Source organism: Actinoplanes sp. TBRC 11911 (assembly GCF_012933445.1).
Classification (GTDB): domain Bacteria; phylum Actinomycetota; class Actinomycetes; order Mycobacteriales; family Micromonosporaceae; genus Actinoplanes.
The window spans coordinates 99,154-122,815 of the sequence record NZ_JABBNC010000031.1; the positions used below are offsets into that span (position 1 = coordinate 99,154).

The window sequence follows — 23,662 nt, forward strand, 5'->3', positions numbered from 1 at the left end:
ACGCGGTCGAGGGATCACCACGCTCCGCCACGCCTTGGTCACCTGACGCAGGATATGTAATGCATGAGATATCGGCTCTTCGACTGACGTCAATCCGGCACGGCCCTCGTCCGGCGGCTCGCCGGCCCGGCGGCCGCGTATGGCCGTGCGGACACGCCTGGAGCAGGCGCAACGTTCGGGACTCTTCGTAAATCCCGTATTTAATGGGCTTTATGGATCTGGTCATCCGGCTCGACGGCACCGGTGCGAAGACCGTGCTCGTGTACCGGGCGTTGCGGGAGGCCATCGTGGACGGACGGCTGCCGGTGGGGGAACGGGTGCCGCCGACGCGGGTGCTCGCGGCCGATCTCGGGGTGGCGCGGGGGAGCGTGGCGATCGCGTACGAGAGGCTGGTGGCGGAGGGATATCTGACGGCGCGGGTGGGTTCGGGGACGTTCGTGGCATCCGTCGCTTCCGGTGGGCCGCGGGCGGCGCGCAGTGTGGTGGATCCGTTGCGGCCGCGCGCGAGCTGGCCGCTCACACCGTTGCCGACCAGCGGAAACGGGGTGGCGCCGCGGTACGACTTCCGGACCGGGATCCCGGATGCGGGGCTGTTCCCGTTCGATGCGTGGCGGCGGCTGGTGGCGGCGGAGTTGCGGCTGCGCGCGAACAGCCCGGGCACCTATGCGGAACCGTCCGGACAGCCCGCGCTACGCAACGCTATTGCGCGATATGTCGGTATATCTCGGGGTATTAAGACTCGTGGCGACGATGTCGTGGTCACCAACGGGACGCAGCACGCGCTTGATCTGATCGGACGGGTGTTGCTCACGCCGGGTGACATCGTGGCCGTCGAGGAGCCGGGCTATCCGCCGCCGCGACGGCTGTTCCAGGCGATGGGATGCCGGGTCGTGGGCGTGCCGGTCGACGAGGAAGGCCTGGTGGTGACGGCTCTGCCACCCCAGACCAAGCTGGTGTACGCCACCCCGTCGCACCAATTTCCGCTGGGTGGCGCGATGTCCCTGGGCCGGCGACGGGAGCTGCTCGCCTGGGCCGCCGGACGCAGCGCCGCGATCGTCGAGGACGACTACGACAGCGAGTTCCGGTTCTCGGCGCGGCCGCTGGAACCGCTGGTCAGCCTCGATACTCACGGGCGGGTGCTGTACGTCGGGACGTTCTCGAAGAGCATGGTGCCGGCGATCCGGACCGGGTTCGCGCTGGTACCGGGCGGGCTGCGGGACGCGGTGGTGGCCGCGCGGCAGGTGTCCGACGGGTACGGGCAGACGGCGGTGCAGGCGGCGCTTGCCCGGTTCATCGACGAGGGTCAGTTGGCGCGGCATGTGCGTAAGGCGAGCAAGGAGTACGGGTCACGCCACGCCGCAATTGTCCGCGCTTTGCGTGAAATTTCGTCTCTTGTGGTGATTCCTTCCTCGGCGGGTCTGCACGTCACGGCCCTGGCCCGGGCCGACCCCGCCCCCGTCGTCGCCGAGGCGGCCCGAGCCGGCCTTGCCGTGGAGAACCTCCGCGACTATTCGACGACGCGGGCCGGCGCGGTGAACGACCTCCGCGACTATTCGACGACGCAGGCCGGCTTCGTGTTCGGGTTCGGGGCCGTCGACGCGTCGCTGATCGACGAGGGGATGGCCCTCTTCGCGGCGATTCTGGCCCGCCACGCCTGATAGCCGACCGCCCCGGCGGCCACCACGAGGCTGAGCAGCGCCGGCCACCCGGTGAGCCAGAGCAGCCCGACGACCGCGCAGAACGCCACGCCCGCGCCGATCCGGTCCCGGCCGCCCGGCAGCAACCGGATCGCGGCCGCCGTCCCGAACACGTAGACCAGCGTGAAGCAGCCGGTCACCAGCAGCATCGTGGTGTGCAGCGCGATCGGCAGGAACACCGCGAGCACACTGCCGATCGCCGCGACGGTCAGCGACCTGCGCGGCGTCCCGGTGAGCCACCGCGGCAGCGCGTCGTTGCGGGCCAGCGCCGCGCCGAGCTGCGACGCGCCGGCGAAGTACGCGTTGATCGCGCCGAGCGTGAGCAGCACCGCCACGATCGCGGTGAGCAGCCGCACCGGGCCGCCGGTGCCGATCGCGAGCAGATCGGCCAGCGGCGCCGGGCTGCCGCCCAGCTCCGGGCCGAGCACGAGGACGCTGGTGGTGGCGATCCCGAGATACAGCACGCCGACCACGACCACCGCGATCGCGGTGGCCCGGGGCACGTCGCGGCGCGGGTTGCGATATTCGGCGGACAGCGGCGAGATCGCCTCCCAGCCGGCGAAGCCCCAGACCAGGACCGCGGCGGCCGAGCCGATGCCGGCCCAGCCGGCCGGGGCGAACGGGGTCAGGTTCGACCAGCGGGCGTGCGGCAGCGCCGTGATCACCGTGATCAGCAGCAGCGTGGCCAGTACGGCGGCGAGCACGAGCTGGACCCGGCCGGAGACGCGCAGGCCGAACCAGTTCATCGCGAAGACGGCGGCGACCATGCCGAAGAACACGATCAGCACGGTGGTGCGGCCGCCGCCGACCACCGACTCGACGTAGTTGCCGGCGAACGCGGCGGCCGCCGGGGCGCCGAGCGGGACCGCGAAGTAGAAGCACCAGCCGACCGCGGCGGCGGCGCGCGGGCCGAACGCCAGCCGCACGTAGGTGGACACGCCGCCGCCGTCCGGATGTCGCGCGCCGAGCGCCGCGAACGTCCAGGCCAGCGGCGCGGACAGGACGATCAGGGCGAGCCACGCGACCAGCGAGGCGGGCCCGGCGACGTCGGCCGCGAGAGCGGGCATGGACAGCACACCGGTGCCGAGGACGGCGCCGACGGCCAGGGCGGTGCCTTGCGCGACGGATAGTTGCTTCACACGCGCAACACTATGGCCGGATTGGCCTCGTGATCTGGGCCAATCCGGACCGACTTGATTGGGCCAATCAGAACCCGAGACGCGCCTTTTGCACCCTCTGTGAGGGACCGTCCTCGCCGGACACCGAAACCCGCGCGGCCCGCTGCCGCCCGGACAGGAACAACGTCAGCTCCCCGGGCGGCCCGGAGATCGTGACCTGCGGCTCGCCGCCCACGACGAACTCGCCGAAGCCGTCCGCCTTGATCGCCGCCGGGACCCCGAGCCGGCGCAGCGCGATCTTCCCGGTGATCTTCAGGGTGCGCCAGAGGGCCTGCTCCTGGCCCGGGTCCAGGGTCCGCGGCTCCCATCCGGGCTGGCCGCGCCGCGCGTCCTCGTGGTGGATGAAGAACTCGCCGGAGTTGGTGAGCTCGTCGACCAGCGGGTTGCTGACCGGGCTCCACCGCGGCGGCCGGCGGAACTCCTGCAGGACGGCCGCGTACGCCTGTGCGGCTTTGGCCAGGCGCACGTTCTCGCCGTGCTCGCGCAGCGGGCGCACGTAGTTGCCGACGACGGCGTCCGGCCGGCGTTCCCGGACGACGAGGTGGGCGGCGAGGTCCCGGGTGGTCCATCCTTCACAGAGAGTGGGAACGTCCGGGCCGAGTTTCTCCAGCAGATCCGCCAGCTGCCGCCGCTCGAGCTTCGCATAGGAGTTCACCTCCGTGATGCTAGACACATGTTCACGGGTGTGAACGGGCGCGGCCGTTCGGCAGGATGGATCGGTAAGGCCGGGATCGCCGGCGAACGCTTACCAGTCAGGTGGACAATTGGGTGGCAGGGCCGGCCGGGACGTGCTGGGACGAGGACTCTGGGTGCTCGGGCAGGCGATCCGCAAAGAGCCGCGCCTGTTCACCGTCGGAGTCGTCGGCAGCAGCGTCTTCGGATTGCTGATCATCGCGAACTCGTACCTGGTGGGCTGGGTGACCGGCCACGTCGTGGTACCGGCCTTCACCGACGGCAAGGCCGGCGCCGACGACCTGGCGGTGATCGCCGCGGTCTTTCTCGGCATCAGCGCGCTGCGCGTCGGCAGCATCTTCGGTCGCCGGCTGGGCGCCGGGTTCATGCAGTTCCGGCTGCAGGCGCGCTACCGCCGGGCGGTCACCCGCCGGTACCTGTCGCTGCCGCCGTCCTGGCACCAGCAGCACTCGACCGGCACCCTGCTGTCGAACGCGAACTCCGATGTGGAGTCCTCGTTCTCGCCGATCGCGCCGCTGCCGTTCGCGGTCGGCACGGTCGTGATGATCGTCGGTGCGCTGGTCGCGCTGTTCCTCACCGACTGGGTGCTCGCGCTGGTCGGCGTGGCCCTGTTCCCGCTGCTGTTCGGGGTGAACGTCGTCTACTCGCGCTATATGGCGCCGCGCCAGATCCGCGTCCAGCAGATGCGGGCGAAGGTCAGCGCGGTCGCGCACGAGAGCTTCGACGGCGCGCTGGTGGTCAAGACGATGGGCCGCGAGGAGGACGAATCGAACCGGTTCGGGGTGTTCGTCACCGAACTGCGCGATTCGCTGATCTCGGTGGGCCGGCTGCGCGGCCTGTTCGACCCGGTCATGGACGCGTTGCCCAGCTTCGGCACGCTCGCCGTCCTGCTGCTCGGCGCCTGGCGCTTACAAGCCGGCGCGGTCAGCGTGGCCGACGTCGTCTTCGTGTCGTTCCTGTTCACGGTGCTGGCGTTCCCGGTGCGCGCGATCGGCTGGGTGGTCGGCGAGCTGCCGCGCAGCGTGGCCGGGTGGGACCGGGTGCAGGCGGTGCTGTCGGCCACCGGCGACCTCACCTACGGTTCGGTCGCGCTGTCCCGCGGCGACCCGGCCACGTTGCGGTTCGAGGGCGTCGATTTCGCGTACGCCGATGGTCCGCTCGTGTTGCGTGATGTGTCCTTCGCCGTGCCGCCGGGCAAGACCGTGGCGCTGGTCGGCGCGACCGGCTCCGGGAAGTCGACCATCGCGGCGCTCGCCGTGCGGCTGCTCGACCCGGTCGGCGGCCGGATCACGCTGGACGACGTCGCGTTGCCGTCGCTGACCGAGGTGTCGCTGACGAGTACGTCCGCGCTGGTCCCGCAGATCCCGTTCGTGTTCGACGACAGCGTCCGCGGGAACGTGACGCTGGACCGCGAGGGCCTCGGCGACGAGGACGCGTGGCGGGCGCTGCGGCTCGCCCAGGCCGACAGTTTCGTGACCAAGCTGCCCGAGCAGCTCGACACCGCGGTGGGCGAGCGGGGTACGTCGCTGTCCGGCGGGCAGCGGCAGCGCATCACGCTGGCCCGGGCGCTGGCCGGGCACCCGCGGCTGCTGGTGCTGGACGACGCCACGAGCGCTGTCGACCCGCGCGTGGAGGCGGCGATCCTGGCCGCGCTGCGGACCCGGGACGCGGGCGCGTCGATCCTGGTGGTGGCCTACCGGCGGGCGACCATCGCGCTCGCCGACGAGGTGGTCTACCTGGAACAGGGCAAGGTCGTGGCGACCGGCACGCACGCGTCGCTGCTGGCGAACCACGCCGGATACGCGGACCTGGTCACGGCGTACGAAAAAGCTGAAGCGGAAAGGGCCGAGGCATGACCGCGACCGACGGCACGCTCGCCACCGTCCGGCGGGGCGTCCGGCTCTCGCCCGAACTGCGGCCCGGGCTGGCCGGCACGATCGCGCTGGCCCTCGTGCAGATGGGCGGCCGGGTCACCGTGCCGATCGCCATCCAGCAGGGCATCGACCACGGCATCCGGGCGGCCGGCGGACCCGATCTGTCGTACGTGCTGGAGGTGGTGCTCGTCACCGCGGCCGCGCTGCTGGTCTCGACGGCCGCCGGCTACCTGATGACCCGGCGGCTGTTCACGGTCAGCGAGACCGCGCTGGGCGCGCTGCGGTCGCGTACGTTCCGGCACATCCACGACCTGTCGATGCTGCACCAGCAGTCCGAGCGGCGCGGCTCGATGGTGTCGCGGGTGACCAGCGACATCGACCAGATCTCGATCTTCCTGCAGTTCGGCGGCGTGCAGATGCTGCTCGCCTCCGGCCAGCTCATCGTGTCCACCGTGGTCATGTTCGTCTACTCGTGGCAGCTCGCGCTGGTCGTGCTGTTCTCGTTCGGGCCGTCGGTCGCGGTGATCCGGCTGTTCCAGAAGAGGCTGGCCGCGGTCTATCGCGCGGTGCGCGAGCGGACCGGCGTGATGCTGGGCGCGGTCGCCGAGAGCGTGGTCGGTGCCATGGTCATCCGCGCGTACGGGGTGGGCGACCGCACCGAACGCCGCCTGGACACCGCGATCGAGCGGCTCCGCGTCGGTCAGCAGAAGGCGCTGCGCACCAGCGTGACCAGCTTCTCTTCGGGCGAGATCGGGGCCGGGCTGGCGATGGCCGCGGTGGTCGTGGTCGGCGTGCTGCTGGGCGTGCACGGCCGGCTCAGCGTGGGCGAGCTGACCGCGTTCCTGTTCCTGGTCACGCTGTTCATCCAGCCGGTGCAGATCGCCACCGACATGCTGAACGAGGCGCAGAACGCGGTGGCCGGCTGGCGGCGGGTGCTGGACGTGCTCGACCTGCGGCCGGACGTGGCCGACCCGGACGATGCGGGTGTGGACCTGCCGGCCGGGCCGTTGTCGGTGCGCTTCCGCGACGTGTCGTTCCGGTACCCGGGCGGGCCGATCGTGCTGGCCGACGTGGATCTCGCCATCGAGCCGCGGACCAAGGTGGCCGTCGTCGGCGAGACCGGAAGCGGTAAGACGACGTTCGCGAAGCTGCTCACCCGGCTGATGGACCCGGTGGACGGCGACGTCGAGTTGTCCGGGACGCCGCTGTCGTCGGTGAAGTTCTCCTCGCTGCGCTCGCGGGTCGTGATGGTGCCGCAGGACGGGTTCCTGTTCGACGCCACGATCGCCGAGAACATCCGGTTCGCGGCGCCCGATCTGTCCGACGCGCGGCTGGCCGGGGCGTTCACCGAGCTGGGGCTGGAGGACTGGGTGTCCGGGCTGCCCAACGGACTCGAAACCCCGGTGGGCGAACGCGGCGAGGCGCTCAGCGTGGGCGAGAGGCAACTCGTCGCGCTCGTACGGGCGTACGTGGCCGATCCTGATCTTCTGGTGCTGGACGAGGCGACCAGTGCGGTCGACCCGGCCACCGAGGTGCGGATCCAGCGCGCGCTCGACATGGTGACCCGCGGGCGGACGACGGTGGCGATCGCGCACCGGCTGTCCACCGCGCAGGCCGCCGACGAGGTGATCGTGGTGGACGCGGGCCGCGTGGTGCAACGCGGCCCGCACTCATCACTCGTCACCGAGGAAGGCTCGATCTACGCCCGCCTGTACGCGAGCTGGCTCGAGCAGACCCGCTAGCGGGCGTAGAACTCGACGACCAGCTGCTCGTCGCAGAGGACCGGGATCTCCTTGCGCTCCGGGTTGCGCAGCAGCGTGGTGCGCAACTCCTCGACCGCCGTCGACAGGTAGGGAGCGGACGGGCCGTCCAGGTGGGCGCCGGTCGCGGCGATCTGGAAGGGGGGCTTCTCCCGGCTGCGTTCGCGCACCTCGACGACCTGTCCCGGCTTGAGCCGGAAGCTCGGCCGGTCGACCTTCCGGCCGTCGACCATGAAGTGGCCGTGCACGACGAGCTGCCGGGCCTGGTAGATGGTCCGGGCCAGGCCGGCCCGGACCACGACGGCGTCGAGCCGGCGTTCGAGCAGGCTGACCATGGTCTCGCCGGTCTTGCCCTCGCCGCGGTGAGCGTCGTCATACGCGCGGCGCATCTGCGCCTCGCTGATGTTGTATTGGTGGCGGAGCCGCTGCTTCTCCAGCAGCCGCACCTGGTAATCCGAGGTCTTGCGCCGCGATCGCCCGTGCACGCCCGGCGGGAACGGCCGCTTCTCGAAGTACTTCACGGTCTTCTGAGTCAGCGGGATGCCGAGGGCGCGAGAGAGCTTGGCCTTGGGCCGAGAGTTGTTCACTAAGTCTCCGAGAGTCACACGATGCTTGAGGCCTTTGTTACGGTAGCCTCACCTTACTAAGGCTAGCCTAACCGGTGTCCGGAGGTTCCCACCATGCAGCCCACTCCCGCCGAGGTCGCGCGCACGCTCGCGGCCGGCCACCTGCCCGCGGTGGCGCACGTCGCGTACGGACCGGGCTCGCTCCCGGTGCGCCACGTGACCGACGCGAAGGGCCGGGTGCTGCTGCTTTCGCCTTCGGACGGGGCTCTCGCTTCCGCGTTGCGGCCACGGGACGGCGCCGACGACACCGCGATGGTTCTGGACATTTCGGACGTCCCGCCGATGCCCGGCTCGCCGTCCCTGGGCCGGGTGTGGGTCTCCGGCTTCGCTTCGCTGCTCGAGGGTGACGAGGCGCGGATGGCCGCGCTGGACTACGCCGAGATCGACGCCACCGGCGACCTGCTGGACGTCGGCACCGGTCAGGTGCTGCACCGGATGGGCGTCTCCGAGGTGCGCCACGAGCGCGACGAGAAGCTGACCGAGATCGACCCGGACGAGTTCACCGAGGCGGCGCCGGACCCGCTGCGGCTGTGCGAGTTCGACCTGATCGCGGATCTGGCCGACCACCACCGGGCGGCGATCAGCGCCTACGTCCGCAAGCACCTGGGGTCCGCGTTCCAGCCGGCCGCCGAGCCGCGCGTGCTCCGGATGGACCGCTACGGCTTCATGGTCGAGCTCGACGACAAGGTGGCCCGGCTGGTGTTTCCCCGCCCGGTGACCGACCGGCACGACCTGGCGCACCTGCTGCACCCGGTGTTCTGCCCCCGCTGCGGTTCCTAGCCGAAGACCCCGGGCAGCGGGTCGGCCAGGAAACGTTGCACGTTGGGACCCAGCGCGGCCACCAGAATCTCCGGGTCGGCGCTCGCCAGCGGCTCGATCCGCAGCACGTAACGCGGCACCAGGATCCCGGCGATCTGGGTGGCCACCAGCGCCGAGCGCATCGGCGCCTCGGCCGGATCGGTGACCAGCTCGCCGATCGCGCGCCGCAGGATCTGGGTGACCACGAACTCGCGCAGCAGCCGCGCGGTCCACTCGTTGCTCAACGCCGAGCGGAAGACCGCGAGCGCCGCCGTGCCGGCCGGCGAGTCCCACACCGTCAAGGCCATCCGCACCAGCCGCTCGCCGGCCTGCTCGCGCGGGCCGTCGAGGGCCTGCGGGATCAGCTCACCCGGGTTGATCGGCGCGTTCATGGTGGCCAGGAACAGCTTTTCCTTGGTGCCGAAATAGTGGTGCACCAGTGCCGGATCGACCTCGGCACTCGCCGCGATCGCCCGGATCGACGCGTTGTCGTAGCCCTTCTCGGCGAACGTGCTGCGGGCGGCCTCCAGGATGGACTGCCTGGTGTCCTGATTGCCGGGGCGCCGCCCGCTTCTGCGTACCAAAGAAAGGCTCCTAGGGTGTACGCCGCCGCAGCGTCGCGGCGGCCAGGACGAGCGCGACGACCGCGGCCCCCGCGACGATGACCAGGTCACGCCACATCGCCGTGGTGGCTTCGGAATGGCGGCCGACCTCGACCAGCGCGTCCACCGCGTACGTCAGCGGCAGCACGTTGCTGATCGCCTCGAGCCAGCCCGCCATCTGCGCGCGCGACACGAACAGGCCGCAGAGCAGCACCTGCGGGACGACGACCACCGGTAAGAACTGTACGGCCTGGAACTCGGTGCGGGCGAAGGCACTGCACAGCAACCCCAGCGCCACCCCGAGCACCGCGTTGATCACGGCGATCAGCACGACCAGTCCGGCGTGGCCGGTGGTTTCCAGACCCAGCAGCCAGTACGCGGCGGCGGTGGCGACCGCCCCTTGGACGGCGGCGGCGAGCCCGAACGCCAGCCCGTAGCCGAACAGCAGGTCGAGCTTGCCCAGCGGCGTGGTGAGCAGGCGTTCCAGCGTGCCGGTGGTGCGCTCCCGCAACATCGCGATGCTGGTCACCAGAAACATGATCACGAACGGGAAGATGCCCAGCATGATCAGGGCGATCCGGTCGAAGGTGCCGCCCGACCCGTCGTACATGAAATAGAGCAGAGCCAGCAGCAAAGCCGGAACCACGATCAGGAGCGCCACGGTACGCCGGTCGTGGCGCAACTGACGCAGAATGCGCGCGGTCGTGTGCAGCGTGATTCTCAGGCTCATGCCGGCACCGCCTCGTCCTGGTTGCGGATCAGATGAAGGAAGGCTTCTTCGAGGTCGTCGGTGCCCGCCAGCGCCCGGATCGCGGCCGGCGTGTCGTCGCCGACCAGGCGCCCCTCGCGGATCAGCAGCAGCCGGTCGCAGCGCCCGGCCTCGTCCATCACGTGGCTGGAGACCAGCAGCGTGGTGCCGCTCGCGGCCAGGGCGTGGAACTTGGCCCACAGGTCGGCGCGCAGCACCGGATCCTGCCCGACGGTGGGCTCGTCCAGCACCAGCAGCCTGGGGGTGCCGATCAGCGCGCAGGCCAGCGAGGCGCGGCTGCGCTGCCCGCCGGAGAGGTTGCCGACCAGCTGGCCCTGCGCGCTCGCCAGCCCGACGTCGGCGATCGCGGCGTCCGCGTGGGTGGCGCTCAAGCCGTACAGGGAGGCGAAGTAGCGGGCGTTCTCCCGCACCGAGAGGTCGGCGTAGATGCTCGGGGCCTGCGTGACATAGCCGACCGCGTGCCTGAGGGCGGCGCTGCCGGCCGGCTTGCCCAGCACGGTGACCGTGCCGGCCCGGACGATCTGCACCCCGACGATCGCCCTGATGAGGGTGGTCTTGCCGCTGCCACTGGGCCCGAGGAGCCCGGTGACGCTGCCCGCCGGAACCGCACAGTCGATGCCGTGCAGCACCCGCCGCCGCCCGCGATCCACGACGAGGCCGGTGACCGCGATCGCGTTCTCCATCGATGCCCCTCCAATTCACCAGTCGTTGAAATCAACGCTAGATGAATTCCCGCCCCCGGGTCAACGCCAGATCTCACCACCCGTTGAATTACCCGAACCGGACCCACCCGGCGCCCAGGCCTGCGCCGCACGCGGGTCACGCCGTTCAGTTCGAGACGGGGCTGGCGCTCGATCGCTTCTGCGGCCGTGGCGCCGCTTGCGGTTCGTCGCTGGCTGCTTTGGGTGGCCGTGGCGTGGTGGTGCGTGGTCGTGCTGGGTGGTGCCGCTTGCGGTCTGTGGCTGGTTGTGGTGGGTGGCCGTGGCGGGGTGGCGGGTGGTCGTGCTGGGTGGTGCCGCTTGCGGTTTGTGGCTGGTCGCTGTGGGTGGCCGTGGCGGGGTGGCGGGTGGTCGTGCTGGGTGGTGCCGCTTGCGGTTTGTGGCTGGTCGCTGTGGGTGGCCATGGCGGCGTGGTGCATGGTCATGCTGCGTGGCGCCGCTTGCGGCCCGCGGCTGGTTGCGGTGGGCGGCCATGGCGGGGTGGCGGGTGGTCGTGCTGGGTGGTGCCGCTTGCGGTTCGTGGCTGGTTGCTGTGGGTGGCCATGGCGGCGTGGTGCATGGTCATGCTGCGTGGCGCCGCTTGCGGTTGGTGGCTGGTTGCTGTGGGCGGCCATGGCGGCGTGGTGCATGGTCATGCTGCCCAGCGCCGCTTGCGGTCTGCGGCGGGCCGCGGTTGATGATCTGCAGAGCGGTGGCGGCGCCGGCTTCCCCCGTTGCTCCGGTTGCCGCCGGTCGTGTCGCCTGCTCATATCCGATATTTCCGGCTATCTGGGTATCCGATTTTGCGGGCGGCAGCGGTGGCTCGCCGCTGCGGGCGGCGGGCGGCCGTGCCGAGCGGCGCAGCGTTCCACTACTCGGGACGGTCGCCCGCCTGCTGGGAACGGCGTCCACATCGTGAATTCAAGTCCACAATGTGGGATGACCATCCATTGTGGCCAACCATTTGTCCCTCAATACGGCTTTTGTACACGCGGTTTTCCCGGCGTGAAGCGAACCTTGGAGAGTTGTGGTTCAAATATGGGCGCAACTCTCCAAGATTCGCAAAAGTCCACGATGCGGCATGGTTGTCCACATCGCGGGATCGACCGCCGAGCCCATCAAGCAAACGCCACGCCCGCGCGACGAGCCAGGCGAATAACGCAACGCGAGGCTCTCACCTTCCACCCACTCCCGCCGCCATGATCGCCAAGCGCGCCACCCAGCGCAGCGCAACCGGCGGCACTTGCTTTTGCCGCACCGGCGCCGCCATGGTTGCCCAGCGTGCCACATTTCGGTGCGTAACGGGCGGCACTTGCTTTTGCCGCACCGGCGCCGCCATGGTTGCCCAGCGTGCCACATTTCGGTGCGTAACGGGCGGCACTTGCTTTTGCCGCACCGGCGCCGCCATGGCTGCCCAGCCGCGCCAGACGTCGGTGCGTAACCGGCGGCACTTTGCGTTCGCCGCGCCGGCGCCGCCGTGGCTGCCCAGCGCGCCACAGCTCCCAGCGCGAGCGGCGGCAGCCCGTCCGGGCGGCCACCCACGTCGCGCTCCAGGGCGAGCGTGACCCTGGGTTAGAGGGCCAGGATGCGGTCCAGGAACTCTCGGTAGCCGCGCATTGCCATGCGCATGCTCTCCGTGTCGGGGGTGGCTGTGCCGCGCAAGGGGTCCAGCTCGTCGCGTTCGGCGAGCAGGGCCTCGGTCAGCTCGTTCACGGCGTCGGTCAGCAGGTCGTGGGCCCTGGTCAATGCCGTGACCGGGTCGTCGACGAACTCGGCCTTCACCTCGTGCCAGGCGGCGCGGAAGTGGTCGGTTGCCTCGTCGTCCCAGAAGGCGATCTGGCCCTCGGCCACGTCGCCCGGGCGGAGCGGCGGGTCGTCGTCGAAGTCATCGTCCGGGTCGGGGGCGGCGCGGCGGCCGCGATGGGCCGGTTCGGCGTCCTCCAGGCTTGCCGAACGGCGCGGAGACGGGGTGCGCCGAGTGGTGAGATCCTCGTCCGTGTTCGCGTCGGCCGGCGGCGCTGCGGTGGCCGGGGCGATCACCGACGCGGTGCCGGCAGCCGGGGAGAGCGGAGAAGGAGAGGCCGGCCGCGGCGCGGGGAGTCCGGAGACCGGGCCGGAGGACGGATCGGGGAGACCGGGCACGTATGTCGGCGGCTGGCCGTAGGCGTTCCCGGAAACCGGCGCGGACGCCACGGGGCTGCCGATAGCACCGCTCAGACCGCCAGTCACGCCACCCGGTATGAGACCACCCGTCGCGGATACGCCTGACGCGGACGCCCCCGAGACAGGCGTGGCTGATGTGGACGCACCCGGCGTGGACGCTCGCGACGCGGACGCGCCCAAGGCGGGCGAACCCAAGGCGGACGCGCCTGAGGTAGGTGAACCTGACGTGGGCGTAGCTGAAGTCGGCGAACCCAAAGTGGACGCGCCCGAGGTGGGCGAACCTGAGGTGGGCGAACCTGAGGAAGACACGCCTGACGTGGGTGAACCCGAGGTGGGCGAACCCGACGTGGGCGTGGCCGAGGTAGGCGACACCACCGGGTGGGTCGTCGTCGGCACCGAGGCCCAGCCGGTCGCCTGCCGCCGCGGCGACTCCGAGTCGGACGGCAGCGCGCTGGTCGGCGTCCCCGGCATGTCGCCCAGCCGCGATCCAATTGCTTCGGCCAGCCGCGATCCCGCTACGTCTGCGGGCCGCCCCGCTACGTCTCCGGGCCGCGTTGCCGGTGGGTCGCCGAGCCGTGATCCTGCTGCGTCCCCGAGCCGCGACGCCGGCGTGTCGCCCAGCCGGGAGCCCGCTGCATCTCCCGGGCGCGAACCTGCCGCGTCGCCGAGCCGCGGCGCCGACGGGTCGCCCAGGCGTGGGGCAGCCGAGTCGTTCAGACGTGACGTCGGCGCCTCGCGATGCCGCGACCCCGCCGGATCGCCCGGCCGTGCGGCCGCCGAGTCGTTCAGCCGGGAGGCCGGCGTGTTGTTGAGGCCCGGCGACACGGGGTCGGTCGGCGTCGGAACTCCCGGCCGTGGTGACGCGGGGTCGCTGAGGCGCGATGACGCGGAGTCGTTGAGGCGTGGTGACGCAGGGTCGTTGAGCCGCGCGGCCGCGGGATCGCCCGCGGAGTCAGTGAGCCGTGACGCGGCCGGATGACCCAACCGCGGCGCTGCCGGATCACCCAACCGCGGCGCTGCCGGATCGCCCAGTCGAGGCGACGCCGGGTCGCTCAGGCGCGGCGACGCGGGGCCAGGAAAGGGCGGGTCGTTCAGGCGCGCGCCCGACGGGTCGCCCACGCGCGGCGGCACCTCTCCGAGGCGCGGCGGGGCAGGCGGCGGGTCACCCAGCCGCGGCGACACCGGGTCGGTCAGGCGCGATGACGCGGGATCCCCCAGCCGCGGTACCGGATCCCCAAGACGCGGTGACGCCGGATCCCCAAGACGAGGTGACGCCGGATCCCCAAGCCGCGGTGACGCCGGATCCCCAAGACGAGGTGACGGCGGGTCGCCCAGCTCTCGGCGGCGCCCCGCGATCAGGTCGCCCGCGTCGCCCAGGTCACGGCGACGCCCCGGCCCCCCGGCGCCCGGCTCCGGAGTGACGCCCTCGGGTGCGGGGTCGGGGAACCCTGGTGCGCTCGCCCGTCCGCTCATGTCATCACGCCCGTTCTCGTCAGTCTGCGCACCCGGCGGCTCCGCAGTGGACCCCGCGGCACCCGGCGCCGGGTCATCCACAGTAGAGCCCCCAGCAGCCGGATCCCTCGTCCGTCCGTTCAGTTCTGTCGCGGCGTGGCCGTTGAGGCCGCGCGGCGCGGGCGGGGTGTTCCGGCCCCCGAACAGGAAGCGTCCGTTGCGCCCACCCAGGTCGAACCCGCCGAACGTGCCGGAATTCCCCTCCCAGCGGGCGGCACCCGAGGACTCTAGGCTTTGAGCTGCGTCTTCGCCGGGCGGCGTCGCGTCGGAGTGATCTGAATCGCGGTCCGATGACGACGGTAGGGGCCCGTCCATGCCGGCGGACGCCGGAGGAACCTCCCGGGAGCCGAGCGCGACCACCTCGGTTTCACCCGGATGAGCGATCGACATATCCCCCGAATCGGACGCCCCGGTCTCGTCCTCGCCCTCGCGGTGGACCGGCCAGAAGCGGGCCAGGCCTCGTTGCGGGCGCGGGTTGTCGGGGCTCGACGTCGGCTCCATCGGTTCTAGACTCCCGTCGCGGTCGCGGCGCCGGCCAGCTCGGACCTCGGACGGAGGCGCCCCTGGCAGGGCACGGCGCGGGCCGCGGCGCACGACGACGGTACCGTTACTCGCCGTCCCGCACATCCCCCGTGCCCGGATCGTGGCCGTGTCGGAGACCTCGCCGGACAGGACCCGCCGCCGGGAGGGAGAATCGGTCTCGTGGTAGTCAAGACCGACCTGGATCCGGCCATCGCCGCCCGGCTCAAGCGCACCCCGGACGGCCTCGTCGCCGCCGTCGTGCGCGAGCAGGCCACCGGCGATGTGCTGATGCTCGCGTGGATGGACGACGAGGCCCTGCACCGCACGCTCACCACCGGACGCGCCACCTACTGGTCGCGCAGCCGCGGGGAGTACTGGGTGAAGGGCGAGACGTCCGGTCACCATCAGTACGTGAGGTCGGTCTCGCTGGACTGCGACGGTGACGCGTTGCTCGTCACCGTCGACCAGATCGGTCCCGCCTGCCACACCGGCACCCACACCTGCTTCAGCGACGAGCTGCCGGTGGTGACGCCATGACCAGCGGAGCCGTCTTCCCCGATGAGCAAGGTTTCCTGAACGAGACCCGCCGCGTCGTGCCGGTGATCCGGCGGCTGCTGGCCGACGGCGAGACCCCGGTCGGCGTGTACACCAAGCTCGCCGGCGGCCCCGGCACCTTCCTGCTGGAGTCGGCCGAGCAGGGCGCCGGCCCGTCCGGCGCCGCCTGGTCGCGGTATTCGTTCGTCGGCGTCCGCAGCGCCGCCACCCTGGTCGAGCGCGACGGCCGAGCCGCATGGCTGGGCACCCCGCCGGAGGGCGTACCAAGCGACGGCGACCCGGTCGTCGCTCTGCGGGAGACGGTGAAAGCACTGGCCGAGGGCCCGGCCGGGGAGGGCCTGCCACCGCTGACCGGGGGCATGGTCGGCTACCTGGCGTACGACCTGGTGCGCCGCTTCGAGCGGCTGCCGGTGAGCGCGACCGACGACCTCGAGCTGCCCGAGCTGGGCATGATGCTCGCCACCGATCTGGTGGTGCTGGACCACTACGACGGCTCGGCGATCCTGGTGGCGAACGCCATCCTCGCCGACGGCGCCACCGACGACGCCAAGCGTGCCGCCTATCACCACGCCGTCGGGCGGCTGGACGCGATGACCACCGCGCTGTCCCGCCCGACGCCGCCGATGATCTCGACGGTGGAGCGGCAGCCGGCCGGTGACCCGGTCAGCAACACGGCGCCGGGGGCGTACCAGAAATCGGTCGAGGAGGCCAAGGAGGCCATCCGCGCGGGCGAGTGCTTCCAGATCGTGGTGGCGCAGCGGTTCGAGCGGCCGACCGACGCCAACGCGCTCGACGTCTACCGGGTGCTGCGCGCCACCAATCCCAGCCCGTACATGTATCTCCTGCGGTTCGACGATTTTGACATCGTGGGGTCCAGCCCGGAGGCGCATCTCAAGGTCAGCAACGACGAGAACGGGGTGAAGAAGGCCCTGCTGCACCCGATCGCCGGGACGCGGTGGCGCGGCGCCACGCCGGAACAGGACAACGCGCTGGCCGCCGAGCTGCTCGCCGACCCGAAGGAGCGCTCCGAGCACGTGATGCTGGTCGACCTGGGCCGCAACGACCTGGGCCGGGTGTGCCGTCCGGGCACGGTGGAGGTGCCGGAGTTCGCGCGCATCGAGCGCTACAGCCACGTGATGCACATCGTCTCCACGGTCACCGGTGAGCTGCGCGCGGAGCAGACCGCCTTCGACGCGCTGGCCGCGACCTTCCCGGCGGGCACGCTCTCGGGCGCGCCCAAGGTACGGGCCATGGAGATCATCGAGGCGCTGGAACCGACCCGGCGCGGCCTCTACGGCGGCACCGTCGGCTATTTCGGGTTCGCCGGCGACATGGACATGGCGATCGCGATCCGCACCGCGCTCATCAAGGACAACGTGGCGTACGTGGGGGCCGGCGCCGGCATCGTGGCCGACTCGAACCCGGTGGCCGAGGAGCAGGAGACGCGGAACAAGGCCGCCGCGGTGCTCGCGGCGATCGCGTCGGCCGAGACGTTGCGCGCCGCCCGATGAACCGTCGCGCCTACGCGTTAACCCTCCTCGCGTGCCTGGCCGGGGCCGGTCTGGCGGTCTGGGCCTCGACGCGCACGTGGTCGTTGCAGGTCACCCCGCGCACCGGCATGTCGTCGCTGCGCACCAAGCAGACCGGCGCCGACATCGAGCCGTGGGTGATCGGCCTGGCGCTGGTGGCGCTGGCCGGGACCGGCGCGCTGCTGGCCACCGGCGGCTGGGTGCGGCGCGTGCTGGGCGGTCTGCTCGCGCTGGCCGGCCTCGGCGTGATCGCCGGCTCGATCCTCGGGCGCGCCGGCCTGGACATCGGTTCGGCCGGCAGCGGCGGCACCCTCTGGCCGGTGGTCAGCGTCCTCGGCGGCGCGATCATCCTGGCCGGCGGGGTCACTGCCGCGCGTCTCGGTCATCGATGGCCCGGCATGTCTTCCCGGTACGAGCGTGGTCCGGTCCCGTCCCGGGAGACGAATCCAGGAAATCCGTCCGAGCCCTTGGCGGCCGCCGGGCGTGAGCCCGACGTCGCCCTTCAACCGAAGGACCACCGGGCCACCTGGGAAGCCCTGGACCGGGGCGACGACCCCACGGAGGCGTAGCCGGCGAGGCCTAGCCGGCCGTCGCCTTCTGCTGCGCGCCGGCGCGGTTGCGCGGGGCCGTGTGCCCCGCCGCGACCAGGGCCGCGACCTCGCGGGTCAGCCGCAGACGGGCCTCACGGGCGGTCTTGTCGGCGAGCGTCGCGGCGAACGCGTTGTCCCACGCCGTGCGCACCTTCGCCGGGCCGACCACCACCCGCTGCACGTTGGTCATCAGATCGGCGGCGGCGGAGACGACGGTGCGAGAGACGGTGACGAACCCGGCGGGTTGCGTCCCGGTCGGAGCGGCGGCCACGGTGAATCTCCACATCGATCGTCGAGGCAGTGCGGTCCAGGCGGTACGGCTGACGAAAACACTGGCGCGGGGCACCCGCGAACGGGCACCGCAGACCAGTGTGCCTTGGCATCATCATGACCGTGTCCTATTTCCGGAGCGTGACGCGCACATCAACACGTCGTGGGGTCCACCGATCAGATGAGGTGTCCCTGCTGGGGCTCCCGAGGTGCCTGTGACGGATCAAACATGCCCGCCGAGCAGGGCGCATTATGCCGCAGCCCGACTCGTGAGGCGCGCCATACCCCGGCCGGTCGCCGATGACCACGACCTCCTAGCATCGGGCCAAGGACACCCGGAGAGGGGAGTCATTACGTGACATCCGATCAGCAGTCGGAAGCGGGAGCTGGCGGGCCGCAGAACGTGCTGGAGGAGATTCTCGCGGGGGTGCGGGAGGACGTCGCCACCCGGCAGGAACGGGTGCCGTTGGAGCAGGTGCGGGAGATGGCCGCGGCGGCACCGCCGGCCATCGACGCCTATGCGGCGCTGCGCAAGTCGGGCGTGGCGGTGATCGCTGAGGTCAAGCGGTCGTCGCCGTCGAAGGGGGCGCTGGCCGACATCCCGGACCCGGCGGAACTCGCCGGGGAGTACGCGGCCGGCGGCGCCCGGTGTATCAGCGTGCTCACCGAGGGCCGGTGGTTCGGTGGCTCGTTAGCCGATCTCAGCGCGGTGCGTGCCTCGGTGCAGGTGCCGGTACTACGCAAGGACTTCGTGGTCTCCTCCTATCAGGTGCACGAGGCGCGGGCGCATGGCGCCGACCTGGTCCTGCTGATCGTGGCGGCCCTCGAACAGAATGTACTGGTCGGTCTACTTGAGAGAATTGAATCACTGGGTATGACTGCCCTCGTCGAGGTACACAACGAGGAGGAGGCAGACCGTGCCCTCGAGGCGAACGCCAAAGTGATCGGAGTCAACGCCCGTGACCTGCGGACTCTCGAGGTGGACCGTTCGGTGTTCGAGCGGATCGCGCCCGGCCTGCCCCAAAACGTGGTGAAGATCGCCGAGTCGGGCGTGCGCGGACCGCACGACCTGATCCGGTACGCGTCGGCCGGTGCCGACGCGGTACTCGTGGGGGAGGGTCTGGTGACGCAGAAGTCGCCGCGTGACGCTGTGGCTGAGTTGGTGAACGCTGGGAATCATCCGGCGACGCCGAGGCCGGTGCGGTGAGCGCCCCGACGTTGCCGGACCTGGCCGGGCATTTCGGCCGGTATGGTGGCCGGTTCATTCCGGAGGCTCTGGTGCGGGCTTTGGACGAGCTGGATGCGGCGTATCGGTTCGCGAAGACGGATCCGGTGTTCCAGGCCGAGTTCCGGAGCCTGCTGAGCAACTATGCCGGGGTGCCGAGCATGCTCTACCGGGCGGAGCGCCTGTCCGAGGCGCTGGGTGCGGAGATCTTGCTCAAGCGTGAGGACCTGAATCACACCGGTGCGCACAAGGTGCGCAATGTGCTGGGTCAGGCGCTGTTGACCAAGCGGATGGGCAAGCCGCGGGTGATCGCCGAGACCGGTGCCGGGCAGCACGGCGTGGCCAGTGCCACGGCGGCGGCTCTGCTCGATCTGGAGTGTGTCGTCTACATGGGCGAGACCGACACCGAGCGGCAGGCGCTGAATGTGGCTCGCATGCGCATGCTGGGCGCCTCCGTGGTTGCGGTGAGCACCGGTTCACGCACGCTCAAGGACGCGCTCAACGAGGCTCTGCGTGACTGGGTGGCCAGCGTCGACACCACGCATTACCTTTTGGGCACGGCGGCCGGGCCGCATCCGTTCCCGGAACTGGTCCGTGATTTCGTGTCCGGCATCGGCTTCGAGGCGCGCGAGCAGTCCCTCGACATGTTGGGCCGGCTGCCGGACGCGGTGGCGGCGTGTGTGGGCGGCGGGTCGAACGCGATCGGTATCTTCCACGCGTTCGTGCCCGATGACGAGGTGCGGCTGTACGGCTTCGAGGCCGGCGGTGAGGGCATCGAGACGGGCCGGCACGCGGCGTCGATCACCGGCGGCACGGCGGGTGTGCTGCACGGCGCCCGCACGTACGTGCTGCAAGACGAGGATGGTCAGACCAAGGAGTCGCACTCGATCTCCGCGGGTTTGGACTATCCGGGTGTCGGTCCGGAGCACGCGTGGCTGCACGACACCGGGCGGGCCACCTACGAGCCGGTCACCGACGCCGAGGCGATGGCCGCGTTCCAGCTGCTCTGCCGTACCGAGGGCATCATCCCGGCGATCGAGAGCGCGCACGCCCTCGCCGGCGCGGCCCGGATCGTGCCGCAACTGCGGGCGGAGCTCGGGCGTACGCCGACGATCGTGGTGAATTTGTCCGGCCGCGGCGACAAGGACGTGCACACCGCCGGGGCGTACTTCGGGATTTTGGATCCGGTGGAAGCTTTGATCCCGGGGGAGCAGGAATAGTGAGCATCTCGGAGGTTTTCGGTAAGGCCAAGGCCGAAGGCCGTGGGGTGCTGGTGGGGTGCATGCCGGCCGGGTTCCCGACGGTCGACGACAGCATCGCCTCGATGATCGCGATGCACGAGGCCGGCTGCGACGTCATCGAGGTCGAGCTGCCGTACTCGGACCCGGTCATGGACGGCCCGGTGATCCAGAAAGCGTCCGATATCGCCCTCGCCGGCGGCGTGCGCACCCGCGACACGCTGCGGATCATCGAAGCGGTCGCGAACGCGGGCGCCTCGGTGGTGCTGATGACCTACTGGAACCCGATCGAGCAGTACGGCGTGAACGCGTTCGCCCGCGATCTCGCCGCGTCCGGCGCCACCGGCATGATCACCCCGGACCTGATCCCGGACGAGGCCGCCGAATGGATCGCGGCGTCGGATGAGTACCGCATCGACCGCACGTTCCTGGTGTCGCCGTCCTCGACCGACGAGCGGATCGCGATGACCCTGGCCAACTGCCGTGGCTTCGTCTACGCGACGGCGTTGATGGGGGTCACCGGCGCCCGCAAGAACGTGTCGCAGCAGGCACCCGAGCTGGTCGAGCGGGTCCGGCACGCCAACCCGGACCTGCCGGTCGGCGTCGGCCTCGGTGTCGGCAACGGCGCCCAGGCCGCCCAGGTGGCCTCCTTCGCCGACGGCGTGATCGTGGGCAGCGCCCTGATCCGCTGCGTGCTCGACGCGCCCGACCGCGGGACCGGCCTCGACCGGCTCCGCGCGCTGAGCACCGAACTGGCCGAAGGCGTACGAAGCTGATGGGCCGGGACGGCAGAAGCTTCACGAAACCGATGCGCCCTGAGCGTCACGACCCAGGCGACCGACGGTAGCCTTTTCGCCGTGACCCCGCTTGCCGCGATTCCGAGCCCGACGACGTCCGTGTGGCACGTGCTGGGCCTGCCGGTGCGTGCCTACGCGATCTGCATCGTCCTGGGCATCGTCGCCGCCGTCCTGATCATGGAGTATCGCCTGCGTGCGCGCGGTGTCGCGCGGTGGGCGTCGCTGGACATCGCGGTGTGGGCGGTGCCGTTCGGAATCGTCGGCGCCCGCGTCTACCACCTGATCACCTCGCCGCAGGACTATTTCGGTTCCGGCGGTGACCCGGTCCGCGCCTTCTACATCTGGGAGGGCGGTCTCGGCATCTGGGGCGCCGTCGCCGGTGGCGCGCTGGGCGCGTGGTTCGCGGCGCGGCAGATGAAGCTGCCGCTGAGCGTGATGGCGGACGCCCTCGCCCCGGGCCTGCCGGTGGCGCAGGCGATCGGCCGGCTCGGCAACTGGTTCAACAACGAGCTGTACGGCAAGGTCACCACCCTGCCGTGGGGGCTCGAGGTGCACGACATGGACCGGTCCAACCCGGGCCACGCCACGGTGATCGACGGCAAGGCGGTCACGCTGCCCGACCTCTACCAGCCCACATTCCTGTACGAGGCATTGTGGGATCTCGGGGTCGCGCTGCTGGTGTGGCTGCTCGACCGCAAGTACAAGTTCGGGCGGGGCCGCGCGTTCGCGCTGTACGTGATGGCCTACACGGCGGGCCGCGCCTGGATCGAGATGCTGCGCATCGACGAGGCCAACCACATCTTCGGCATCCGGCTCAACGTGTTCACCGCGATCGTGCTGTTCATCCTCGCGTTGATCTACTTCGTCATGGTGCGCGGGCCGCGCGCGTACGTGGTGCCGGAGGACGCGCCCACCACCGTGCCGGAAGCGGCGCCGGCCAGCGACGTGTCCCAGGTCGACGTCAGCGCCCAGCCGGCCCCGATCAAGAACACGCGCGCCTACCAGGTGGTCTCGGAGGCGCGGTTCGAGGCGTACCGGCGCACCGGGATCCTGCCGCCGGACACCCCCGAGGACATCGCCGAGGAGATCGCCGCCGGCGGTCACCCCAAGGAGCCGGACGACCCGGCCGGCCCGGACGGCGTGGGCGAGTCGGTGCTGGCGACCGGCGCCACCGCGGGGTCCGGCAAGGACACCGCCGACGAGACCAAGACCAGCGGAGACACCGAGCCGAACGACGAGCGCTGAGCCTTCCGGTGACGTCGTTGCGGACGGCGGCGGTGGTGGGCGCGGGCATGGCCGGACTGGCCGTCGCGGGTGCGTTGTCGCGCACCGGCTGGCGGGTCGTGCTGCTGGAACGCGGCGAACGCATCGCGGCGCCGCCGACCGCGCTGGTGCTGTGGGCGAACGGCCGCCGGGCGCTGGAGTCGCTCGACCCGGACGGCGGGTGGTCCGCGATCGCGTCCCCGCTGGCCGACGGCGGCATCCGGAGGCCGGACGGGCAGTGGCTGGTGACGCCCCGGGACGCCACCCCCACGCATGCCGTGGTGCATCTGGAGGACCTGTTCGACGCGCTGGTCGCGGGCCTCGGCGACGACGTGGAGATCCGTACCGGCTTCGAGGTGACCTCGGTGCGCGTCGGCCGTCAGCAACGGCCGGTGCTCGGCGACGGCCGCACGTCTGTCGAGGCCGACCTGGTGGTCGCGGCCGACGGGATCGACAGCGCGATCCGCCGGGTGCTGGCACCGGAGGCCGCGGCGGTCGGGTCCGGCTTCGCGGCCTGGCAGGCGGTGATCCCCAGCTACCGGGTGCCCGCCGGGTTCTCGGCCGGCGAGAGGGTGGACGCCCGGTCTTCGGCCGGTGAGGCGGTTGGTGCCGGGTCTTCGGCAGCTGAGGCGGTGGGCACCGGGTTTTCGGCCGGCGAGACGCTGGGTGCCGGGTATCGCTTCGTCTCCGTTCCGCTGGGTGAGCGAGCGGCCGGCAAGGGTGGGGTCTACTGGGTGGCCACCGCAGCCGGGGCGCCCCGCCCGGAGCCGCCCGCGCAGCAGCTGGCGTTGTTGCGGCGCTGGTTCGGCGACTGGCACGAGCCGGTGGGCGCGCTGCTGGACGCGACCGATCCCGCCGAGCTGGTCCCGCAGGAGGTCCGGGAGCTGCGGCCGTTGCCCCGCACGTACGCGTTCGGGTCCGGGCCGGGCGGCGTGGTGCTGCTCGGCGACGCGGCCCACGCGATGCCGCACCACCTGGGTCAGGGCGCGTGCCTGGCGTTCGAGGACGCGGCCACGTTGCGCTCGCTGACCGCGCCGGCCGCGCCGGGCCCCGAGCTGGTCGCGGCGATCGAGGAGTACAGCCGGGTGCGCCGCCCCCGCACCACCAGCGTGGTCCGTCAGACACGCCGCATGTCCGCCGTGGTCCAGGCCCGCGGCCGCCTCGCGCTGCGCGCCCGCGACGCCGCCTTGAACCACCCGCGCCTCTTGTCGCAGGCCCCCGACACCGACTGGTCCCCACCCGACTAACCCGGCGCGGCTCCCCACACTGCACGCGGGCCGCCTGGGGTGTGGGGTTTTGTGAC

Annotated in this window: 20 protein-coding genes; 12 read left to right on the forward strand and 8 right to left on the reverse strand. The window is 71.4% G+C overall.

Annotated features, from left to right (window positions below):
- Window positions 1–212: 212 nt before the first annotated feature.
- Window positions 213–1,658, forward strand: a complete 1,446-nt coding sequence (locus HH310_RS32265; protein WP_169179491.1) for a PLP-dependent aminotransferase family protein — start codon at window positions 213–215, stop codon at window positions 1,656–1,658.
- On the opposite strand, the gene HH310_RS32270 is transcribed toward HH310_RS32265, so the two are convergent.
- Both HH310_RS32270 and HH310_RS32275 read right to left on the reverse strand, forming a co-directional pair.
- Window positions 1,550–2,836 carry an amino acid permease gene (locus HH310_RS32270; RefSeq protein WP_169179492.1) on the reverse strand — a complete coding sequence of 429 codons (1,287 nt, stop codon included), beginning with the start codon at window positions 2,834–2,836 and terminating at the stop codon, window positions 1,550–1,552. The two genes, HH310_RS32265 and HH310_RS32270, sit on opposite strands and share 109 nt — an antisense overlap.
- A 67-nt stretch (window positions 2,837–2,903) precedes the next feature.
- A complete protein-coding gene (locus tag HH310_RS32275) occupies window positions 2,904–3,530 on the reverse strand; it encodes a TIGR03085 family metal-binding protein (RefSeq protein WP_169179493.1) in 627 nt (208 codons plus the stop codon).
- Between the two features lie 109 nt (window positions 3,531–3,639).
- Here HH310_RS32275 and HH310_RS32280 point away from each other — a divergent pair, with 109 nt between their 5' ends.
- The gene (locus HH310_RS32280) at window positions 3,640–5,424 is read left to right on the forward strand and encodes an ABC transporter ATP-binding protein (RefSeq protein WP_211192870.1); all 1,785 of its coding nucleotides are present in this window, start codon (window positions 3,640–3,642) and stop codon (window positions 5,422–5,424) included.
- Window positions 5,421–7,184 (forward strand): ABC transporter ATP-binding protein, encoded by a 1,764-nt coding sequence (locus tag HH310_RS32285; RefSeq protein WP_169179494.1) that lies wholly within the window; start codon window positions 5,421–5,423, stop codon window positions 7,182–7,184. Before HH310_RS32280 ends, HH310_RS32285 begins: the two co-directional genes overlap by 4 nt.
- Here HH310_RS32285 and rpsD read toward each other — a convergent pair.
- Window positions 7,181–7,789, reverse strand: coding sequence for a 30S ribosomal protein S4 (gene rpsD / locus HH310_RS32290; RefSeq protein ID WP_169179495.1), 609 nt, complete (start codon window positions 7,787–7,789; stop codon window positions 7,181–7,183). The two genes, HH310_RS32285 and rpsD, sit on opposite strands and share 4 nt — an antisense overlap.
- A 93-nt stretch (window positions 7,790–7,882) precedes the next feature.
- On the opposite strand from rpsD, the gene HH310_RS32295 reads away from it, so the two are divergent.
- Window positions 7,883–8,608, forward strand: coding sequence for a DUF2470 domain-containing protein (locus HH310_RS32295; RefSeq protein WP_169179496.1), 726 nt, complete (start codon window positions 7,883–7,885; stop codon window positions 8,606–8,608).
- On the opposite strand, the gene HH310_RS32300 is transcribed toward HH310_RS32295, so the two are convergent.
- The 4 genes from HH310_RS32300 to HH310_RS32315 form a co-directional block, all read right to left on the reverse strand.
- A complete protein-coding gene (locus HH310_RS32300) occupies window positions 8,605–9,210 on the reverse strand; it encodes a TetR family transcriptional regulator (RefSeq protein ID WP_169179497.1) in 606 nt (201 codons plus the stop codon). The two genes, HH310_RS32295 and HH310_RS32300, sit on opposite strands and share 4 nt — an antisense overlap.
- Window positions 9,211–9,220: 10 nt before the next feature.
- The gene (locus HH310_RS32305) at window positions 9,221–9,958 is read right to left on the reverse strand and encodes an ABC transporter permease (protein ID WP_169179498.1); all 738 of its coding nucleotides are present in this window, start codon (window positions 9,956–9,958) and stop codon (window positions 9,221–9,223) included.
- On the reverse strand, window positions 9,955–10,680 hold the full coding sequence (locus tag HH310_RS32310; protein WP_169179499.1) for an ABC transporter ATP-binding protein: 726 nt from the start codon (window positions 10,678–10,680) through the stop codon (window positions 9,955–9,957). Before HH310_RS32310 ends, HH310_RS32305 begins: the two co-directional genes overlap by 4 nt.
- A 1,587-nt stretch (window positions 10,681–12,267) precedes the next feature.
- A complete protein-coding gene (locus HH310_RS32315) occupies window positions 12,268–12,924 on the reverse strand; it encodes a hypothetical protein (protein WP_169179500.1) in 657 nt (218 codons plus the stop codon).
- 2,148 nt (window positions 12,925–15,072) lie between these two features.
- On the opposite strand from HH310_RS32315, the gene hisI reads away from it, so the two are divergent.
- From hisI to HH310_RS32330, 3 genes are read left to right on the forward strand one after another with little or no spacing between them, the layout of a single operon-like run.
- Window positions 15,073–15,429, forward strand: a complete 357-nt coding sequence (gene hisI / locus HH310_RS32320) for a phosphoribosyl-AMP cyclohydrolase (protein ID WP_312034460.1) — start codon at window positions 15,073–15,075, stop codon at window positions 15,427–15,429.
- Window positions 15,426–16,958 (forward strand): anthranilate synthase component I, encoded by a 1,533-nt coding sequence (locus HH310_RS32325; protein ID WP_169179501.1) that lies wholly within the window; start codon window positions 15,426–15,428, stop codon window positions 16,956–16,958. Before hisI ends, HH310_RS32325 begins: the two co-directional genes overlap by 4 nt.
- A complete protein-coding gene (locus HH310_RS32330) occupies window positions 16,955–17,545 on the forward strand; it encodes a Trp biosynthesis-associated membrane protein (protein WP_169179502.1) in 591 nt (196 codons plus the stop codon). The genes HH310_RS32325 and HH310_RS32330 overlap by 4 nt, the downstream gene beginning before the upstream one ends.
- A gap of 10 nt (window positions 17,546–17,555) precedes the next feature.
- On the opposite strand, the gene HH310_RS32335 is transcribed toward HH310_RS32330, so the two are convergent.
- The gene (locus HH310_RS32335; RefSeq protein WP_248294639.1) at window positions 17,556–17,837 is read right to left on the reverse strand and encodes a hypothetical protein; all 282 of its coding nucleotides are present in this window, start codon (window positions 17,835–17,837) and stop codon (window positions 17,556–17,558) included.
- Window positions 17,838–18,239: 402 nt separating this feature from the next.
- Between HH310_RS32335 and trpC the strand changes: the two genes are divergently transcribed.
- From trpC to HH310_RS32360, 5 genes are all read left to right on the forward strand, one after another.
- Entirely contained in the window at window positions 18,240–19,043 is an 804-nt protein-coding gene (gene trpC, locus HH310_RS32340) for an indole-3-glycerol phosphate synthase TrpC (protein WP_169179516.1), read from the forward strand.
- Window positions 19,040–20,281 (forward strand): tryptophan synthase subunit beta, encoded by a 1,242-nt coding sequence (trpB, locus tag HH310_RS32345; protein WP_169179504.1) that lies wholly within the window; start codon window positions 19,040–19,042, stop codon window positions 20,279–20,281. Before trpC ends, trpB begins: the two co-directional genes overlap by 4 nt.
- Complete coding sequence (trpA, locus tag HH310_RS32350; protein WP_169179505.1) at window positions 20,281–21,075, forward strand: tryptophan synthase subunit alpha; 795 nt, start codon at window positions 20,281–20,283, stop codon at window positions 21,073–21,075. The genes trpB and trpA overlap by 1 nt, the downstream gene beginning before the upstream one ends.
- A gap of 81 nt (window positions 21,076–21,156) precedes the next feature.
- Window positions 21,157–22,341 (forward strand): prolipoprotein diacylglyceryl transferase, encoded by a 1,185-nt coding sequence (gene lgt / locus HH310_RS32355; protein ID WP_312034461.1) that lies wholly within the window; start codon window positions 21,157–21,159, stop codon window positions 22,339–22,341.
- 17 nt (window positions 22,342–22,358) lie between these two features.
- Complete coding sequence (locus HH310_RS32360) at window positions 22,359–23,606, forward strand: NAD(P)/FAD-dependent oxidoreductase (protein WP_169179518.1); 1,248 nt, start codon at window positions 22,359–22,361, stop codon at window positions 23,604–23,606.
- Window positions 23,607–23,662 lie beyond the last annotated feature (56 nt).

What these genes read in the sequence shown, in the direction of transcription:
- HH310_RS32265 (WP_169179491.1), top strand. Translation starts at nt 213, where the DNA reads ATGGATCTGGTCATCCGGCTCGACGGCACCGGTGCGAAGACCGTGCTC.
- HH310_RS32285 (WP_169179494.1), top strand. Translation starts at nt 5,421, where the DNA reads ATGACCGCGACCGACGGCACGCTCGCCACCGTCCGGCGGGGCGTCCGG.
- HH310_RS32295 (WP_169179496.1), top strand. Translation starts at nt 7,883, where the DNA reads ATGCAGCCCACTCCCGCCGAGGTCGCGCGCACGCTCGCGGCCGGCCAC.
- HH310_RS32305 (WP_169179498.1), bottom strand. Translation starts at nt 9,958, where the DNA reads ATGAGCCTGAGAATCACGCTGCACACGACCGCGCGCATTCTGCGTCAG.
- HH310_RS32310 (WP_169179499.1), bottom strand. Translation starts at nt 10,680, where the DNA reads ATGGAGAACGCGATCGCGGTCACCGGCCTCGTCGTGGATCGCGGGCGG.
- HH310_RS32325 (WP_169179501.1), top strand. Translation starts at nt 15,426, where the DNA reads ATGACCAGCGGAGCCGTCTTCCCCGATGAGCAAGGTTTCCTGAACGAG.
- HH310_RS32330 (WP_169179502.1), top strand. Translation starts at nt 16,955, where the DNA reads ATGAACCGTCGCGCCTACGCGTTAACCCTCCTCGCGTGCCTGGCCGGG.